A 15,703-nucleotide genomic window follows, 5' to 3' on the forward strand; every position below is an offset into this window, starting at 1 on the left:
GCATCTGCCCTTCCTTGTGGCTGGTGACATGTTGGCGCCCCGTGACCCAGGGGCGGAGGAGTGGAGCTCTACGTGGCGGCGGTGATCTCCGCCGGTGCGTAGCTGGTAGGGAGCTGGTCCGGGTCGCAGTCCAGAACGACGCCGTACCCGCCACCTCCGCCCGGCGCGAGGCCCGTGATGGTGCCCTCGGAGCCGGCCGGTACGGCGAGCGCTCCAGACCAGGCGGCGGGGGCGCCCACGAGGGTGCGCACCCGGGTGCCGATCGCGTACGTCATGGGTCAGCCCTCGTCCACGAGGAGGCCGGCGCGGACGTCGTCGATGGTCTCCACGGCGCCCCAGGAGAAGCGGACTTCCACCTGGCCGTGGAACCACTCGCCGGTCTCGTCGTCACCGGCTCCGGGCGACACGGCGCGGACCAGGGTGGCGTGGAGGTTGTGGTCCACGAGGATCGCGTCCCCCTCACGGACGGCGTGCTGGTCACTTGTGCTGTTGACCTTGAGACGGGCCATGCTGCTGGGCTCCTTCGGTGAGGCCGGGGCGGCGGCGGTTCCGCCGCCCCGAGGGGGGTGATGGGTGGTCAGTAGTGGGCGCCGCGGTGAAGGTCCGCGATGAGTACGGACGCGTTGTCCGCGTACTCGCCGCTGAGCTCCACGGCCGCCTCCACGAAGGTCTCCGCGACGTCCTCCAGGTCGCCGGGAAGGTAGTCCACCAGCGGGATGGAGGAGTGGTCCTCCACCGGGTCGTACGCGCCATCGCTCGCGAGGAGAAGCCGGCCGAAGCGGTCCAGGTGGCGGGTGACGCTCTCCACCGCGGCGTGGCCGTGCGTGGCGCGGACCTCCGCGTCCGTCTCGTTGGATCCGAGGGCGCTGGTGAGGTGGTTGGCGCGGCCGTAGGGCGGATAGACGCGGCGCCGGTTGTGGTCCGCGGTCAGCTGCCTGCACGTCCCGCCCGCCCAGAGGTAGGCGCGGGCGTCGCCGCACCACGCGACGGTGAGGGGGCGGCCGGGGGCGGTGACGGCGACGACTGCCGCGGCGTACGGGAGGTCCTGGAACGGGTCCGCGGGGTAGGGGCGGCCGGTGTAGTGGTCGTACGCGGCGCGGAGGCCGGCCTCGGCGTCCTGGTGGCGGGCGGCCAGGGCGGCCACGCGGTGCGCGGCGCCGGCCGTCCAGCGGGCGACCTCGCGGGAGGTGCCCACGCCGTCCAGGAGGGCGTACGCGCGGGTGCCGTTGGGGGTGACGCGGACGGCGGTGGCGTCGCACTGGCGGGGGCGTCCCCCGACGTGCCGGGCGGTGGACCAGTTACGCATGGACATCGGGAGCTCCTTCGCTCACTGCGTGGGGGTTGTGAGGGGGCCGCCCGGGTGGGGCGGCCCCGGCGGGGTGGGTCAGGCGGAGTGCGCCGTGAGCTCCGGTCGGAAGGTGGCGGCCACGACGTCCGGGGTGGCGTGCTGGGCGGCCAGGAGGGCGAGGTGGGCCATGAGGGTGAGGCGGACCCGGCCGCCCTGCTCCAGGACCAGACGGTGGGCGTAGAGGCGGGAGGTGGCCGCGGGGCCGATGCGGCAGAGGCCGGCGCGGATGATCGGGCGTCCGTCCTCGCGGGCGGGGAGGGCGCCGGTGGCCGCGTGCACGGTGTGGAGGTCCGCGCGGACCTGGTCCGTGAGCGGCCCGGCCGGGGTGTGCGGGGTCAGGGTGATGGAGCGCGGCTGGCGCCTGTGGCCACCGGCGCCCAGGAGGTGGACGGTCCAGGTGATGACCGCGCCACCGTTCTCCGTGGGGGTCACGGTGTACCCGCGGGTGAGTGCGCGGCGGATGAGGTGGAAGGCGTGCGCCTCGGAGGCGGTGCCCTCGGTGGTCCCTCCGGCGTGGACGACGGTTTCAGTGAACACGATTCCTCCTGCTGGGGGTGGGGCCGGGTGCGTGGGGCGCCCGGCTGGCGGGGCGTCAGGTACCCCTCTGTCGCTGGGCCTGTGGCCCCCTGACACCTCGATACTCGCATGGTGACTTTGCAAAGTCAACTTGCCCAGTCGGTACGCTTGCGGCGTGGCGTGGAGGGCCGGGCGTCCCTGGCGTTCAGGGCAGACGGAGGGCGGCGGAGCGCAACCGCGCCAGGCACGTACGGCAGGACGGAAGGCGGCCATCCCGCGTGGCCTCCAGGTAGGCCAGGTTCGGGGCGTTGCTCGGGGTGTGGCAGAGGGCCGTCCCGGCGTCCCGGCGGAGCCGGCCGACGCGGAGCGGGTCGAGGAGGACCACGTGGTCCGCGCCCTGCGTGTAGAACTCCAGGTGTCGCGCGGACGTGTAGTTGTGCCGGACCTCGACGCGCACGCCGGCCCGGCGGAGCGCGTCGACCAGCTCCCGCCACTCCGCCTCCTGCCGGGCGGCGTCTTCCGCGCCGGCGCGCAGCGCGGCCCGCTCCTCCAGCTCCCGGGCCGCGCGGGCGGCCGTGGCGCACGGCGGTGGGGGCGGCGAGGGCTCAGCCTGGACGGCCAGGTGGAGGAGGTAGAGGTCCGGCCAGGTGAGAGCGCGCGGGCCGACGTACGGGCAGCCCAGGATCTCCGTGGCCCACTCCGCACTGTGGACCCGGAACGCGGCCTGTACCCGGGGGTCCACGAAGGGGCCGACCTCCCGGCGCGCGCGGGTGCGGAGTTGGTCCAGGGCGGTCGGCGTGAGGCCGGTGGCGCGCAGCGTGCTGCTCATTTCGTCTCGTCTCACGGGTGAGGCCGGGCGCCGTGAGGGAGCGGCGCCCGGCCGGAGGCGGGTGGGGTGTTCAGCGGGCGAGGGCGGAGCGGATGCCGAGGCGCCACCCCTCCCCCAGGTGCGTGGCCCATGCCTCGCGGACGAGCTCCGGGACGGGGACTCCGAGGTGGGTGCGCGGGGCGCCGGTGGTGTGCGCCGTGGCGCGGTCGGTGCGCCACTCCTGCCACTGGCCGCCCGGGGTGCGGTAGACGGCGGTCATGTGCGGGGCCTCCGCGTTGACCTCCTCCGCGGCCTGCTGGTCCGCGCAGGTCCACAGGCGGCCGTCGGGGTGGCGGACGGCCCAGTCCGTGGGGCCGGTGGGCTGCTCGGGCTCGGCCGGCGCGTTCATGAGACCGGGGATGTCCTCCAGGGCGACGGCCACGCCGTGGTCCACGCCGGGGCCGAACACGGCCCAGCCGTAGGCCCGGCCCATGTAGGCCAGGCGCCATGTGGCGCCGCGGTGCTCGGCGGAGTGCGTGACGCCCTTGCCGGGGACGAGGGGGCCGAGGGTGATCCCGGCGGCGGCGAGGACGGCCCGGAGCTCCTGGAGGGCGGCCTCGGGGATGGTGCGGGGCAGGTGACCCATGGTGATGTCCTTCGGGAAGGGGGCCGGGCGCCGTGCGGGGCGCCCGGCCCGGGGTGAGGGTGGGTCAGGCGGTGAGGATGAGGGCGGCGGCGTCCGCGTTCTCCAGGGCTGCCAGGGCGGCGGTGGCGTCGCTCTTGAAGGTGGCCCGGGCCGCCTTGCGCGGGGGGACCTCGCCGCGGGCGGTGTAGTCGAGAGCGATGGCGGCGCCGTCGAGGATGGAGCGCCCGGAGGTGCGAGTGATGACCACGCCGCCGTACTGGCCGTTCGGGAGTCGGCGGAGCCAGGCCTTTTCGGCGTCCGCCGCCTTGCTCAGGGCCTTCGCCTGGCGGTCGAGCTCGGCGTAGCGGACGGCGTGGGTCTCGATGTCCTCCACCGCGGGCATGTCGGCGCCGTCCAGGAGCTGGTCCTCCGGGGCGGGGGTGGTGAGGCTCGTCTCCCCGAGGGCGGTGGTGATGCGCTCAACGGAGAGGGTGGCGGCGAGGGCGGCGCGGCGGGCGATGCGCTCCACCCGGCGGGCGGCGGTGGCCGCGTCACGGCGGGCGCCGCGGGCGGCGTGGCGGGCGGTGCGGGCGTCCTGCTCCAGGCGGGCGGCGCGCTCCATGCGGGTGGCCAGGCGGCGGGTGGCGACCGCGAGACCCTTCCCGGCGCGCTCCGCGGTACGGAGGGCCTTGCGGGCCTCGGTGACCTTCGCGCGGGCGTCCTTCGCGCGGAGGGTGGCGCGCTCGGCGGTGCGGGCGGCGCGGGCCTCCTCGCGGCGGGCGGTGGTGAGGGCGTCCTCCGCGTCGACCAGGACGGCCAGGTGGCGGGCGGCGGCGGCGGTGATCTTGCTCATGTCGTACCTCCGTGCTTGCGGCCGGGTCCCTCGCCCTGCCTGCACCTCGATACTCACACAGTGACTTTGCAAACTCAACATGCCTAGCGGCTTTGCCCTGCCGGTTACACAACGGTGACACGAACGTCGGGGCGCCCCGCCTCCCTTGCGGAGGGCGGGGCGCCGCGTCAGCGCTGGTCAGACCTGCGGCCGATAGGCGGTCACGACGCGCCGGCCGCCGCGGACGACGACCCAGCCGGCTCGGGTGAAGGCGGCACGCATCTCGCGGAGCTGGGCGACGAAGGGGCTACCGGTGGCGGTGACGTACCGTCCGTCCTCCACCCAGAACGCCCGCACGTGGCCGTTTTCCTGCGGCTCGACCACGACCCCGGTCACGCCCTCGCGGCCGGTCACCAGCGCCGAGGACGGGCTGAACCCGGCCGGGACCAAGGCGAAGTGGGCGAGCTCCAGGACGTCCAGGGCGGCCGCGACGTCCTCATGGAGCAGGTGCTCCGGTGCGGCGCCGCGCGTTTGGGCGTTCATCGCCTTGAGGTTGTGCAGGCAGGAGCGGAGAGCATCCACGCTCATGGTGGCCACGGCGTCCGGGATCGGCACGGGGGCGCCGGTGAGGCGCGCGGCCTCCAGGGCCGCCGCCTCGGCCTCCTGGCGGGTCAGCACCATGGACATGCTCCGCTTCCCGGTGCGGGCGGTGACCCAGCCGTACCGCACGCCGAGGCCTCGACTGACGCGGTACGTCCAGGCCACCGGGTGGCTCGTGTTGAGGAGCTGCACCCCGTCGAAGGCGTGGGCGTCCGGGGCGGCGGTGGTGACGGTGAGGCGCGCGGCGACCTCCTCCCAGAGGGCGGCGAGTTCCGCCGGGTCCGCGGCGGCCTCGGCCGGCTGGTCGGCGGCGACCTTGGCCAGGTCTCGGGCAGCGGAGGCGGCGCCGGCTGCGATGGCGGAGCGGACCTCCTGGTCCGTCTCTGCCGCCTTGAGGTAGTCCATGGCCGCGGTGAGGTCCGCGAGGGCGGCGCGCCATTGCGGTGAGGTGGTGTCCTTCGCCTGGCGGACGTGCTCGGCCGTCAGGTTGGAGACCTGGCGGGCGGCGCGGATGTCCTCCCAATTGGCGCGGCGGCAGTTCGCGGCGATCCACTGCGTGCCGTCCTCCACCACGACGTGGGCCGGCTCCCCGAGGGTGAGGGGCGCCATGCCCTGGACGGTGCGGGCCACGCCGTCCGCGCACACGACGCGGTCACCGGCCTGGAACGTGACGGGGGTGGTGGTCTGGTTGTTCATCAGGTCCTCCGTGGTTGAGGTGTGGACGCTGCGTCCGGACACCCTCCGGGCCGTCCGCCGTGGCGGGCGGCCCGGGGCGGGTCCGGCCGGGTCAGTAGGTGACGGCGGTCGGGTCCACGACGGACATGCGGGTCATCTCCGTGAGGTAGCGGTCATACGTGGCGAGCACGGCGGCCAGGCCGCCGGTGGCGAAGGAGCCACGGGCGGCGTCTTCGGCTTCGGCGCGGCGGGCTGGGTCGTAGCGCCACATCGCGGTGCCGAGGCGGTTGGCGTGGGCCGCGGCGACGGTGGCGGGGTCCTCGCCGGCCTCCATGCGGCGCAGGAGGACGGCGCGGAACTCGCGGAGTCGGGGAAGAGCCGAGCGGGCGCCGTCGCGGAGTTCGGTGCGGCGCGCGATGGCGGCCTCGTAGTTGGCGTAGCGGGCGGCCTTGCGGACGCGGTAGGAGCTCCAGCCCATGGCCGTGGCGGCGCATCCGGTGCCGTAGTAGGTGAGCTCTCCGTCCGGGGATCCGTCCTGGTCGAGGGGCTGGAGGGCGACGGTGGAGCGGAGGTGGGTGCGGTGGCAGCACTCGCAGTCCGTGAAGAGGTCCGTGGTGCCCATGATCTTGAATGCGGCGCGCATGTCGTGCTCCTTCCGCCGGGACCTGGCGTCCCCGTGCACCACCATGTTGGCAAAGTGATTTTGCAAAGTCAACACGCTAAGGGTGTGGCGGAGGTGATCGCGGGAGGCCACCTGTCTCCCCTCGGGGACACGGCAGCGCGAGGGGAGACGTGAGGGCCGCCTCCGCCCTTCGAAGGGAGGACGGGGCGGCCGGACGGGGCCTCAGGCGAGGGGGGCCGTCCAGTACTTCCCGGCGGCCCCGAAGAGGGAGAGCTCGCGGCCGGTCTCATCCTCGGCGTGGCGGAGGCCGCGGGACATCCACACGCGGGTGATGCGGAGCGGCTGCCCGGTGACCTGCTTCCGATCGCCGGCCGGGTGCCAGTGGCCGCCGCGCTCGAAGCCATAGAGGAAGAACGGGGCAGCGAGGCCCTTGAGGGTGCGCCATTCCGGCTGCCCGGGGGTCGGCTCGGCGGGCGGGGTGGCCGTGCCCTCGGTGCGGGCGGCCAGGGTTTCGCGGATCACGGTCACGGCGGGGCCGGTGAGTACGGCGTCCCCGTCTTGCGGGGGCGTCTGGAAGACGGCGCGGCGGCCTCGGCCGACCCAGTCGGCGGTCAGGTTGGCGGCCTCGTCCAGGACGTCCGCCACGGTGGCGCCGGCGGTCTCGGCGACGGTGGAGGCCTTCGCGGGGAGGGTAGCCAGGAGGGCGTCCACGGCCTCCTCCACGTCGTCGGTGAAGGTGAGGATGCCGCCGGGTCGGCTCGCGTTCGGGCTCCAGACAGCCCACCGGCCGCGCTTCATGCCCTTCTCGTCGTAGATGACGCCCATGACGCCGGCGCGCTCCACGGCCCACGTCATGCTCCCGTCTTTCCAGGTGGTGACGCCGGGGCGGGTGACGTCGGCGGGGGTGATGTCGGACATGGGGTACCTCCCTGATGGCGGTGAGGTCTGGCGACCTCCTACACCACCATGTTGGCAAAGTGACTTTGCAATGTCAACGCTCCACCGGGTGCGCGCCACGTGCACCCTTAGCATTGCGACCGTGCAAACTCGGGTGGCATAGTGGCCCCCATGACCTCCACCACGCCCCGCCGCTTCACCCGCCTGGACCGGCACACAGCCGACTTCCGGGCCGGCGAGGAAGCACAGGAAGAGGCCCGTAAGGCCCTCTACGCGGCGATCATTCGGCACCTGACGGAGCGCAACGCCAGGCCGGGGAAGATCGCAGACCACACCCCGTATGACCGGAACTGGATCGGGGAGCTCGGCCGCCAGGCCGGCGTCCCGCCGCTCAAGGGCCCGAACGCGGTCGGTCCGGCGCCGAAGTACGACCCGGCCACGCAGGCCGCCGCGCTGGAGGAGCTGGACGCGCTGACCGCCGAATACGACCGCGCGAAGGCTGCCATCGAGAAGGCACGCGGCCCCATCCACGAGGAGATCATCAAGCACTACGAGGCGGGCGTGGGACCGGAGGTCCTGGCGCAGCACTCCCCGTATGACCGGAACTGGATTGGGCAGATCGCCCGGTCCGCGAGCGTCACCCGCCAGCGGCAGAAGTCCCCCGCGCCCACGGAGTGAACTCCCGGGGCCGGCGGGCCGCCTCGAGGTGGCGGGGCCTGAACGCACGAAGGGCCGCACCCAGCTGTCGGGTGCGGCCCTCCGTCATGCCCGGGAGGCAGGCTCACATGATCTTGAAAAGGACCAGCGCGAGGACGAGCGCCAGGGCGACGACCGCGGCCACGCGCTGCTCCGTGGGGAGCTCCGCCAGGCTCATACGGGCCGGCTGGAGGACCAGCTCGCCGTCCGGGATGAGGCCGCCGTGCGCCTGCATCCGGTGGGCGTACTGGACGTCCTCCAGCTCCCGCCGACTGTAGACCTCCGGCGAGGTCTCCCCGCACTTCACGCACCTGTACTCGTACGGCCCGAACACGGCGGCCCTCCTCTCGTCCAATCCGCTCACTTCCAAGGGTGCCCGGCCGCGCGGCCCGGAAGGGTTGATTCCTGCCATTCACGCACTGGCACCGGTGTTCGGCTCCTTCACGGGCGGGAGGTCGTCACGGTGGATGCCGATGTGAACTCGGCCGTCCACGCGCACGCCACTGCGGACGGTGACCCCGGCCTCCTCGTACGCGCGGGCAAGCGCGGCCAGAGACCACAGAGCCCGGTGACCCTCAGCGCGAAAGATCGCCACGATCGCCGACAGATGGACTCCTCTGTCTCCCTGTCGGTAAGCCATGGCAGCCACTCGCCGCAGCTCTTCGGGCTCCACCTCGACCGGGTACCGGGCCAGGGAGCTCACGGGTGCGTCGCGTGGCAGAGGTGGCGCGGGCGCGACCAGCGGCCGAAGCCGCATCTTCCGGACGTAGTCCTCAACGCATGCCGCGCGCTCGAACCATTCCGATGTGCCGACGCGGAAGTCAGCGAACCGTTCATGCAGCGCGCCCTCCAGTCGAACGCCCCCGCCCAGAGTCAGGAGTACGTCGGAGGCCTGCGCGTGAAGAGCTTCGAGCCGTCGCCGGAGATGCGTGGTGTACCCGATCTTGAAGCGGTCGCCACGCGCGATGAAGTACACACACGCCGGGTGCATCCCGTCCAAGTGCGGCGGCACTCTCCGAGCTGAGTCCACGAGTTCCTGGAGATGCGCCGGGAGCTCCCGCGGCTGCCTTGCATCACCGGCCGCAGTGCGCAGCATCTCAGGGACGATCGCCATCGCGATCTGCATGCGGTGACGGCGGCAGATGGGCGCCGGAACGGCGGACGTTACAACGTCCGTGCACGTCTGCCCTCCGTCGGTGCAGATGCACCCCGGCGTGCCATTGGCCATAGTTGACTCCTCGTCACTCGGCTGCCTCCAAGAGGGGTCCAGTCCCCCCGAAGGCGCTTCCCGTCAGTCTGACGCTAGCTCGCTTAGAGCTCGAACCGGTTCCGCTCGCTGAGGTCGAAATAGGTCACCCCGCCGTAATCAGTGCGCACCACGCGCACCCCTTCTTCAGACGTCCCCTCCGCCGTTGTTGTTGTTGGCGTTGGCTCCTGACCTGCGACAACGCCCGATGCCGCTGGCGCCTCCTGGGGACCGGGTAGCTGCGGGACGTCCGACCGGTGCACGCCGGGACCGTTGCCGCGCATCGAACGGACCCCCGCCCGGGATGGGATTCCGGCCGTCTCCAGGGCCTCACGGAGGGCTCGGGTGGAGGGGTAGCGGAGGTGGTCGCGGAGGGCGGTGTGGAGCACCCCGGAGGACCCGCCGACGAGGGCGTGAAGCGCCCTCACGATGTCCTCTCGGGAGGGGGCCGGCGGGGCCTCGACGGCGGGGGCGCCAGCCGGCTCTTCCTCGGGCTCCTGGCCAGCCGCCGCCGAGGTCTCTACGCCGGGTTCGTCGACGGGCTCCCCGGCCGGCTCCGGGACGGGCTCGGCCAGCACCTCGGGGGAGGACTCTGCCGGGAGCTCCGCGGCGGGCCGCTGGAGCGCGGCCGCGAGGCGCCTGGTGAAGTCGGCGCGCGGGTCCTTCCGCGCGTCCTTCCCGGAGGTCGGCGCCTTCGCCGCGCGGGCTACCTGGAGGGCGGCCCAGCGCTCCGCGACGGCCGCGGTGATGAGCCACCCCGGGATGAGCAGCACGGCACCGGTCCAGGAGTACCGGGTCAGGGTGTGCACGATGGCGGCTCCGACCACAGCGGGGATGAACAGGAAGCGGGGCAGGGGGCTGACCTTCGGGCAGAGCTGGCCGGCGAGCCATCCGCGACCGACCAGCACCAGCACGGTGGACCCGGCGCGGAGCAGGTGCCCGGCCTCGCGGCACACGGGCGCCAGGCCCTGGCGTATACGGGGCGCGGTGGCCTTCGTGGCGCCCACGGCGAGGCTGCCGAACTCGTGGGCGGTGCGCCGGTCCGGGACGTACGGGCGGAGGTCGGGGAGCGCGAACGCGCGCGGCCGGGCGCCCGCCGCCTCGCCCTGCTCCGTCTTCTCCAGCTCGTCCCCGGCTTCGGTGGCCGGCTGGTCCTGGACGTACCGCTCCCCCGGCGTGGCGCGCGCGGGCCCCGGCCCGGGCGCCTCCGCCGGCTCGGTGGCCGGGGAGTCGTCCGGGTCGGGGACCGGGTAGAGGTGAGCCGTGCTCATGACGCCATGCCGTGGACGGCGGCCGCGATCCTCTTGGACAGGACCGCCCAGGGGCCGCCCGCTCCGGACGCCACGTAGGTGAAGAACACGACCAGGTAACTGATGCCGCGTCGGGACCACTTCTTGAACACCGCCAGGAGGGCGAGGATCAGGGCCAGGGCCGGCATGGTCAGCTCCGGCGCGAACGCCCCGATGAGGCCGACCAGGTCATTGACCAGGGAGGAGATGAGGTCGAAGGGGGTGCCGGCCGCGTTGAAGGCGGCGCCGGCCAGGAGCGAGAGAAGGACGCAGGCCCACCAGTTGAGCGGACCGACCTTCGCGTTCTCGTTGTCCTTCGTGCCGAACCACAGGACGACGAGGAGGGCCGAGGCAATGCCGAACACGCCGATGCCGCTGAAGAAACTCATGAGGGGGTCCGTTCTCGGGGTGGAGCGGGGTCAGAACAGTTGCGAGATGGGCGTCTGGACGCCGTCCAGGAGCACGCCGACGACCAGGGAGGCGGAGAGACCGCGGGCCGCCCACGCGAGCGGGAGCACCCACCTGCGGCCGCGCCAGTCGAGGACGAACACCGCGGCGGCCAGGGCGTAGCACTGGAAGGAGTAGCCGTCCGTCAGGGACGGGTGTTGTGCGGCTAGTACGGCCGTTCCGTGCATGACCCACTGCGGGGCGCCGACGTAGAACCCGGCGCCCAGTGCGCTGCCGGTGTAGAGCATCCACACGACGTGATCCGGCACGGACCGGATCACCTCCAGGAGGGAGCGCCGGTCACGCGCCCGCATGGTGAAGGGGACACCGTGCGCGGCGAGCCGGGGGCGGCGGCGGGGCCGCGGGGCGCGGGGAGCTCGCCGCGCCCCGCGCCACCTCTTCCCGGCCGGCTCCGCGCCGTCCTCCGCCTCGGGCTCCTCGGCGTCGTCGGTGTCCTCCTCCGCCTCCTCCGTGTCCCCCGCGTCCTCCTCCTGGGGTTCCTGTGCGGCCGGTCGGCCGGCGCGGGAGACCACGGCCTCCTTCACCAGGGTCAGCCGGCCCCGGCGCGGGGAGGCGTCCTCCCCCGGCTCCTGGTCCTCCGCGGGTGCCTCCTCCTCCGCGTCGGCCGGCTCCTCCTCGTGGGCGGGGAGCTCGGCTTTCGGGAGGCGCCAGTCAGGCAGGCGGGACGCGGTGGCCCGGGCCGGAACGGTCCGCACGAGCGGAGCCTCCCGCGCCGCGAGGGTTGACTCCGCCGCAGGCGGAGCGTCCTCGAGGTGGGGCTCCTCCCCCAGCGCGGCGTCCGGTGCGTGCTCCGGCGCGGTCGCCGTGCCGGAGGGCGGGGTGGGCGCGTAGGAGACGCCGAGCTGGTTGAGCCGCGCGCGGGTCTCCAGCTCGTCCGTGTCGGGCGTGGTGGTCACTTCGCCCTCCTGACGAGCACGAGGAGGAGGACGCCCGCGACACCGGCGGCCCCGGCCGTCCGCCAGTAGGCGTCCGAGACGAGGAGACCGAAGACGCCCAGGCCCAGGCCGGCGAGGACGGCCCGCGCCTGAATCGCGCGGGACACGCCGTAGGCCGCGACCACCAGGGCCAGAGCGAGGGCCGTGGCGTATTCGAGGAACCAGAAGGTGGTGGGGGTGGGGATCATGAGGCCTCTTTCTCGATGCGGCGACGGAGGCGGCCCACGTCCTTACGCAGGTCCTTCTTGTCGCCGAAGGCGTCACGGACCTGGTCCGTGAGGTCGTCCAAGCTGATGGAGGGGTCCGCCTTGACGGCGGCCCGGATGAGTCCCGATTTCGTCGGCTCGCCCAGCACCGGCACGCCCGGGTGGTGGGCCGTGGCCGGGGCCGCCGGAGCGGGCCCACCGGCGGGAGCCGGAGCCGACGGCGCCGGGGCGGCGGGGGCCGCCGTGGCGGGCGGCACGTGGGCGCGCTGGTACATGACCGGGTCGGGGGTGGCCACCGGCGGGGCCGGGGCCGAGACGGGCACGCCGGTGGGGCGCGCCACGTTCAGGCCGAGGCTCTTGAGGAAGCTCGTCCCCGTGTCCCCGACCGGGGCGGACACGGCGTCCCCTGCCGGTGCGGACACCGGGGGGACGGGCGGCGTGGCCTGCGGGGACACCGGCACGGCCGGGCCCTCGACGGGCGCGGCCACGGGTGCCGGCGGGGCGGCCTGGACGGGCGGCACCGGCGCCGGCGCGGACACGGAAGGGACACCGGGGACGCCCGGGGACACCGGCCCCGCCGGGGCCTCCTCCCGCTCCACCTGGACGTCCTGGTCCAGCTGCGGGTACAGGAGCCGCTGGTGCGCCTCCATGGCCGCAAGCTGGCGCCGTTCCGCGCCGAGCGCGAGCTTGACGGAGATCCGCCGGCGGCGGGTGAGGAGGTGGTGCGCCATGCCCTCGTCCAGCGGCACGGCGTAGTACCCGAGGACGTTGATCCACATGGCCTTTGCCAGGGCGGAGATCCCCGCGCCGACAAGGCCGGACGTGAGCTCATCCTCCACGTGCCCGTGAGCGATGATCGCGGCCATCGTTCCGGCCAGAGCGACGTAGCCCAGTGCGCGCGGAATCCGCGCGCGGCCCGGGTCCCGGCGGTCCAGCCACTCCCGGGCCTGGCAGGTGAGCCACGCCAGGTCAAAGATCACGGCCACGGCGTACGCCGCCCAGGGGTCCGCGGACCGAGCGAGGAGATCCCCGATGCTGTCCGTCGACCACGCCAGGGACAACGCAGTCACCAGGACCGTCCCGCCGATCATGGCGCGCACCAGGAGCGCGTCCCAGTCACGCGGCGGGGCCGGCACACGCACGGTCCGCTCCACCGGCCGGTACGTGGTCTCCCCGTCCAGGGTCGTCGCCTCCCACTCCGTCACCCGCCGCTTCACGTAGCGGAGGCCCGGAATGTCTGGCTGCTGGTTGTCGTCGCTCACCGGATTGCCCTTCGTGGTTGACACCGCGGCAGGTTGCCGGGCCCGCGCACGCGGACCCGGCAACCTGCCGTCATCGGGGGGTCAGAAGAGGCTGGCGCCGCTGCCCTTACGGGCAAGTCGCGCCTTGGAGGCCCGGGCCCGCTTCACGCGGTCCGCCTCCGCCTTCTCCCGCTGCTGCTTGCCGCGCGCCTCCTGGCTGCGGCGGAGCTGGTTCGCCCGCACCACGTCATTGCCAGGGGTCACGGAGATCAGGAAGTCGCGGAGGCCCATCACCGACCACCCGCCCGCGGGCCGCGCGCGTTCGCGTCGTCCCGGTGCGAGGAAGCGCGCCGCGCCGCCTCGGCCTCCTTGTACTCCTTGGCCGCCTTCTTCAACTCGTCCTTCGCGCTCACTGGCCCGCCCTCCAGCCACGCGACACGGCCTCACGGCGGAGGGCCTTCGCGTACTGGGCGCGGGTCGACCGCGGCGCCGCCGCCGGCAGGACGTCCATGACCGCGTTCAGCAGGGCGGACGCGCCACCGAAGGCGCTGCGCCCGGTCGCGCGGTAGACCTCCGCCGACGCGCAGATGCCCGTGGCGTCCGGGGCCAGGAGGCCGTTCGGGTCGTGGGCGGTGAAGTGGTCGGCCATGGCCGCCAGGACCCCGGGCACCTTGGCCGGGTCCGCGGCACTGGCGCCAGTACGGGCGCCGGCCGAATTCTGATCAGTACAGTTGCTCACTGCGTCAGCTCCTGTCGATACCAGGAATGGCGTACCGGCCCGTGCTTCACGGGCCGGGCCCGCTTCCGTGTGCGACCACGGGGCGGGGTCGGCGGTGCCCGGTGTGCGACCACCGGGCACCGTCTGTCTCAGCGACCCCGGCCACCGTGTGCGACCACGGAGGGCCGGGGTTTCGTGCTGAGATTGCAAGAGTGCCACTTGTTTGCGTCAGACGCAAATAGGTTGAGAGGATGTCGCCATGCCCAACTCCCCCGCGGAGAGGGAGCCCGCTCCAGGGCTGACGCTTGTACAGATCCCGGACATGCCGGATCACCTGGAGGAGGCCGGCCTCAAGCGGCTCACCCCTGCCCGCCTCCGACAGCTGGCCGCCGAGGACGTGACCTTCCCCGCGCCGGTCTACCAGCGTGGGCAGGTGCGGATTTGGGACATGCGCGACGTCGTCCAGTACCTCCAGAGCCGCGTCCTACGCCAAGGAGAGCGCACGGACCTATCGGCGAAGCGGCCCGGTGAGGAGTGAAACCGTCTCGGGCGCCGGCCGGACATGACGCGGCCCCTGGCGGTATGACCTCCTGCCAGGGGCCGCGGTACGAAGCGGCCCCCCCGCCGGTGTCTAGGCCTGGCGTGGGGGGCCGTTCCCGTGGAGCCCGACCCACGGAGCGCGGGGGCCGGGCATCGGGTGACGCGCACCCGATGAGCGTGGTCGAGGGTAGCGGCTCGGATTGATCAGATGTGGTCAGCCGAGCGCGGAGGGCGGCTCCGGAGCGGGGGTGGCATCTCTGGCGGTGAGGTCGAGTGCCGCGATGATGTCCCCGGGTGAGCGGGCGAGGGTGGGTTGGTGGTCGAGCTTGGCCTGTTGGGCTGCGGTGAGCTGGAAGACGTGGACGGCCCAGTCGACCTTGACGATCAGGAGGGCACCGACACGGACCACGGCGTCTTTCGTGGGCCCTAGGGACGTGATGACCGGGCCGAGGTTCTGCATGAGCGTCGCGGTCACGGCCGCGTCCTGAGCGAGGACCAGGCGCGTGTCTGCGATGTGCATGGCGACGCCGGCGGCTTCGCGTGCCGCTTCACGCGTTGCTTCCGAGCGGACCGCGGTACGCACCCCGGCCCGCATGTTTCGAAACCAGGAGCCGAGGACCGGCCTGTCTCGCCAGATAAAGGTCAGGCCGGCGGTTTCTAGGAGGTCTTTTACGGCCTCCTCGACTTGTCGATGGGAGGCCTCATCGGACAGGTAGACGGTCACGGGTATGGATGATTCGGCCGGGCGGATATCGGGCCTATTGATCGGGGTAGGGGGGTAATATCGGGCGCCGGGGTTGAACCCGGTGGTATCAGTGAACCCGAATTCAATTCGTTCATCGGATTCGCCGCTTGGCTGCTTCGGGATGTCGGTTGGCTGCGGGAGGTCGGAGTCAGTGGGCCGATGTGGATCGGGAGTACGTGGAGTCTGGGGCGATCCGGGGACTCCCCCGCTTTCCGAGACGACGCCATCCGCCGCCATGGCGGCGGTTAGGGTAGCGAATTCCCTGCTTTCTTCTGAGGCCTCGGATTCCATTACCAATTCTGCCGTGCGCCTCAGGAACTCATATACGGACTGAGGGATGGGAGGAAGATTCCCCACAATGTCCCGCAGTCGGCGGGTGAATTCCTGGTCCACACCCATTCTGAGGTCGATTGCACGCCTGAGCACCCGACGTTGCGTGAGATACGCAACGGCAGCGGAAACGTGAATATGGCGTCGAGCATAGAACGACGACCGAATAAAAGGCGTCACGTCATCCACACCGATGCGCGCCATAAGGAATGTATAGAACTCGCTCAGATGGACGCTGTACTCCGGGCGCTCAGACGGCATGCCGCTGGGGTGAGACTGTTCCACGTGCGCGTCCAGATAGAGAAGCGCTTGTTCGACCATCGGGTTCGACCTTGAGCTTCCACTGGCCATCCGCTTCCCCTGACT

At 72.8% G+C, this 15,703-nt stretch carries 23 protein-coding genes; 2 read left to right on the forward strand and 21 right to left on the reverse strand.

From position 1 onward, the window contains the following. Positions 1-68: 68 nt before the first annotated feature. The 10 genes from L1885_RS01125 to L1885_RS01170 all read right to left on the reverse strand — a co-directional run bounded on the left by L1885_RS01125 (position 69) and on the right by L1885_RS01170 (position 6,944). A complete protein-coding gene (locus tag L1885_RS01125) occupies positions 69-275 on the reverse strand; it encodes a hypothetical protein (RefSeq protein WP_235795004.1) in 207 nt (68 codons plus the stop codon). A 3-nt stretch (positions 276-278) separates the two neighbouring features. Then, positions 279-509 (reverse strand): hypothetical protein, encoded by a 231-nt coding sequence (locus L1885_RS01130; RefSeq protein ID WP_235795005.1) that lies wholly within the window; start codon positions 507-509, stop codon positions 279-281. A gap of 68 nt (positions 510-577) precedes the next feature. Then, positions 578-1,312: a PP2C family protein-serine/threonine phosphatase gene (locus tag L1885_RS01135; protein WP_235795006.1), complete on the reverse strand. Its 735-nt coding sequence runs from the start codon at positions 1,310-1,312 to the stop codon at positions 578-580. A gap of 72 nt (positions 1,313-1,384) precedes the next feature. Further along, positions 1,385-1,885, reverse strand: coding sequence for a hypothetical protein (locus L1885_RS01140; protein WP_235795007.1), 501 nt, complete (start codon positions 1,883-1,885; stop codon positions 1,385-1,387). A gap of 184 nt (positions 1,886-2,069) precedes the next feature. Beyond that, on the reverse strand, positions 2,070-2,693 hold the full coding sequence (locus L1885_RS01145) for a DUF8336 domain-containing protein (protein ID WP_235795008.1): 624 nt from the start codon (positions 2,691-2,693) through the stop codon (positions 2,070-2,072). A 70-nt stretch (positions 2,694-2,763) separates the two neighbouring features. Next, positions 2,764-3,318 carry a hypothetical protein gene (locus tag L1885_RS01150; RefSeq protein ID WP_235795009.1) on the reverse strand — a complete coding sequence of 185 codons (555 nt, stop codon included), beginning with the start codon at positions 3,316-3,318 and terminating at the stop codon, positions 2,764-2,766. A gap of 64 nt (positions 3,319-3,382) precedes the next feature. Beyond that, entirely contained in the window at positions 3,383-4,150 is a 768-nt protein-coding gene (locus tag L1885_RS01155) for a hypothetical protein (RefSeq protein ID WP_235795010.1), read from the reverse strand. A gap of 177 nt (positions 4,151-4,327) precedes the next feature. Then, positions 4,328-5,425 carry a hypothetical protein gene (locus L1885_RS01160; RefSeq protein ID WP_235795011.1) on the reverse strand — a complete coding sequence of 366 codons (1,098 nt, stop codon included), beginning with the start codon at positions 5,423-5,425 and terminating at the stop codon, positions 4,328-4,330. A 91-nt stretch (positions 5,426-5,516) separates the two neighbouring features. Further along, entirely contained in the window at positions 5,517-6,047 is a 531-nt protein-coding gene (locus L1885_RS01165; protein ID WP_235795012.1) for a hypothetical protein, read from the reverse strand. Positions 6,048-6,248: 201 nt separating this feature from the next. Beyond that, complete coding sequence (locus tag L1885_RS01170) at positions 6,249-6,944, reverse strand: hypothetical protein (RefSeq protein WP_235795013.1); 696 nt, start codon at positions 6,942-6,944, stop codon at positions 6,249-6,251. 150 nt (positions 6,945-7,094) lie between these two features. On the opposite strand from L1885_RS01170, the gene L1885_RS01175 reads away from it, so the two are divergent. Continuing rightward, complete coding sequence (locus tag L1885_RS01175) at positions 7,095-7,601, forward strand: hypothetical protein (RefSeq protein ID WP_235795014.1); 507 nt, start codon at positions 7,095-7,097, stop codon at positions 7,599-7,601. A 103-nt stretch (positions 7,602-7,704) separates the two neighbouring features. Here L1885_RS01175 and L1885_RS01180 read toward each other — a convergent pair whose 3' ends face one another. The 10 genes from L1885_RS01180 to L1885_RS01225 all read right to left on the reverse strand — a co-directional run bounded on the left by L1885_RS01180 (position 7,705) and on the right by L1885_RS01225 (position 13,743). Continuing rightward, on the reverse strand, positions 7,705-7,953 hold the full coding sequence (locus L1885_RS01180; RefSeq protein WP_235795015.1) for a hypothetical protein: 249 nt from the start codon (positions 7,951-7,953) through the stop codon (positions 7,705-7,707). Positions 7,954-8,031: 78 nt separating this feature from the next. After that, the gene (locus L1885_RS01185) at positions 8,032-8,745 is read right to left on the reverse strand and encodes a GIY-YIG nuclease family protein (protein ID WP_235795017.1); all 714 of its coding nucleotides are present in this window, start codon (positions 8,743-8,745) and stop codon (positions 8,032-8,034) included. 185 nt (positions 8,746-8,930) lie between these two features. After that, a complete protein-coding gene (locus L1885_RS01190; RefSeq protein ID WP_235795019.1) occupies positions 8,931-10,136 on the reverse strand; it encodes a hypothetical protein in 1,206 nt (401 codons plus the stop codon). Continuing rightward, on the reverse strand, positions 10,133-10,543 hold the full coding sequence (locus L1885_RS01195; RefSeq protein WP_235795020.1) for a hypothetical protein: 411 nt from the start codon (positions 10,541-10,543) through the stop codon (positions 10,133-10,135). Before L1885_RS01195 ends, L1885_RS01190 begins: the two co-directional genes overlap by 4 nt. Before the next feature lie 30 nt (positions 10,544-10,573). Next, entirely contained in the window at positions 10,574-11,518 is a 945-nt protein-coding gene (locus tag L1885_RS01200) for a hypothetical protein (protein WP_235795021.1), read from the reverse strand. Then, positions 11,515-11,745 carry a hypothetical protein gene (locus L1885_RS01205; RefSeq protein ID WP_235795022.1) on the reverse strand — a complete coding sequence of 77 codons (231 nt, stop codon included), beginning with the start codon at positions 11,743-11,745 and terminating at the stop codon, positions 11,515-11,517. Before L1885_RS01205 ends, L1885_RS01200 begins: the two co-directional genes overlap by 4 nt. Then, a complete protein-coding gene (locus L1885_RS28760) occupies positions 11,742-13,049 on the reverse strand; it encodes a hypothetical protein (RefSeq protein ID WP_268983450.1) in 1,308 nt (435 codons plus the stop codon). The genes L1885_RS01205 and L1885_RS28760 overlap by 4 nt, the downstream gene beginning before the upstream one ends. Positions 13,050-13,106: 57 nt before the next feature. Beyond that, positions 13,107-13,268, reverse strand: coding sequence for a hypothetical protein (locus L1885_RS01220; RefSeq protein WP_235795027.1), 162 nt, complete (start codon positions 13,266-13,268; stop codon positions 13,107-13,109). Between the two features lie 26 nt (positions 13,269-13,294). Further along, the gene (locus L1885_RS28765; protein ID WP_268983451.1) at positions 13,295-13,417 is read right to left on the reverse strand and encodes a hypothetical protein; all 123 of its coding nucleotides are present in this window, start codon (positions 13,415-13,417) and stop codon (positions 13,295-13,297) included. Further along, the gene (locus tag L1885_RS01225) at positions 13,414-13,743 is read right to left on the reverse strand and encodes a hypothetical protein (RefSeq protein ID WP_235795028.1); all 330 of its coding nucleotides are present in this window, start codon (positions 13,741-13,743) and stop codon (positions 13,414-13,416) included. Before L1885_RS01225 ends, L1885_RS28765 begins: the two co-directional genes overlap by 4 nt. 238 nt (positions 13,744-13,981) lie before the next feature. Between L1885_RS01225 and L1885_RS01230 the strand changes: the two genes are divergently transcribed. Next, positions 13,982-14,260 carry a hypothetical protein gene (locus tag L1885_RS01230; RefSeq protein WP_235795029.1) on the forward strand — a complete coding sequence of 93 codons (279 nt, stop codon included), beginning with the start codon at positions 13,982-13,984 and terminating at the stop codon, positions 14,258-14,260. 216 nt (positions 14,261-14,476) lie between these two features. Here L1885_RS01230 and L1885_RS01235 read toward each other — a convergent pair whose 3' ends face one another. After that, complete coding sequence (locus tag L1885_RS01235) at positions 14,477-15,658, reverse strand: hypothetical protein (protein WP_235795030.1); 1,182 nt, start codon at positions 15,656-15,658, stop codon at positions 14,477-14,479. Positions 15,659-15,703 lie beyond the last annotated feature (45 nt).

The organism is Streptomyces fuscigenes, assembly GCF_021556455.1.
Lineage (GTDB): Bacteria > Actinomycetota > Actinomycetes > Streptomycetales > Streptomycetaceae > Streptomyces > Streptomyces fuscigenes.

Excerpts from the sequence above, each read along its gene's own strand:
- L1885_RS01170 (WP_235795013.1), bottom strand. The coding sequence starts at position 6,944 with ATGTCCGACATCACCCCCGCCGACGTCACCCGCCCCGGCGTCACCACC.
- L1885_RS01175 (WP_235795014.1), top strand. The coding sequence starts at position 7,095 with ATGACCTCCACCACGCCCCGCCGCTTCACCCGCCTGGACCGGCACACA.
- L1885_RS01135 (WP_235795006.1), bottom strand. The coding sequence starts at position 1,312 with ATGTCCATGCGTAACTGGTCCACCGCCCGGCACGTCGGGGGACGCCCC.
- L1885_RS01230 (WP_235795029.1), top strand. The coding sequence starts at position 13,982 with ATGCCCAACTCCCCCGCGGAGAGGGAGCCCGCTCCAGGGCTGACGCTT.
- L1885_RS01150 (WP_235795009.1), bottom strand. The coding sequence starts at position 3,318 with ATGGGTCACCTGCCCCGCACCATCCCCGAGGCCGCCCTCCAGGAGCTC.
- L1885_RS01190 (WP_235795019.1), bottom strand. The coding sequence starts at position 10,136 with ATGAGCACGGCTCACCTCTACCCGGTCCCCGACCCGGACGACTCCCCG.
- L1885_RS01125 (WP_235795004.1), bottom strand. The coding sequence starts at position 275 with ATGACGTACGCGATCGGCACCCGGGTGCGCACCCTCGTGGGCGCCCCC.
- L1885_RS01185 (WP_235795017.1), bottom strand. The coding sequence starts at position 8,745 with ATGCAGATCGCGATGGCGATCGTCCCTGAGATGCTGCGCACTGCGGCC.
- L1885_RS01205 (WP_235795022.1), bottom strand. The coding sequence starts at position 11,745 with ATGATCCCCACCCCCACCACCTTCTGGTTCCTCGAATACGCCACGGCC.
- L1885_RS01165 (WP_235795012.1), bottom strand. The coding sequence starts at position 6,047 with ATGCGCGCCGCATTCAAGATCATGGGCACCACGGACCTCTTCACGGAC.
- L1885_RS01155 (WP_235795010.1), bottom strand. The coding sequence starts at position 4,150 with ATGAGCAAGATCACCGCCGCCGCCGCCCGCCACCTGGCCGTCCTGGTC.
- L1885_RS01195 (WP_235795020.1), bottom strand. The coding sequence starts at position 10,543 with ATGAGTTTCTTCAGCGGCATCGGCGTGTTCGGCATTGCCTCGGCCCTC.
- L1885_RS01235 (WP_235795030.1), bottom strand. The coding sequence starts at position 15,658 with ATGGTCGAACAAGCGCTTCTCTATCTGGACGCGCACGTGGAACAGTCT.
- L1885_RS01130 (WP_235795005.1), bottom strand. The coding sequence starts at position 509 with ATGGCCCGTCTCAAGGTCAACAGCACAAGTGACCAGCACGCCGTCCGT.
- L1885_RS01160 (WP_235795011.1), bottom strand. The coding sequence starts at position 5,425 with ATGAACAACCAGACCACCACCCCCGTCACGTTCCAGGCCGGTGACCGC.
- L1885_RS01145 (WP_235795008.1), bottom strand. The coding sequence starts at position 2,693 with ATGAGCAGCACGCTGCGCGCCACCGGCCTCACGCCGACCGCCCTGGAC.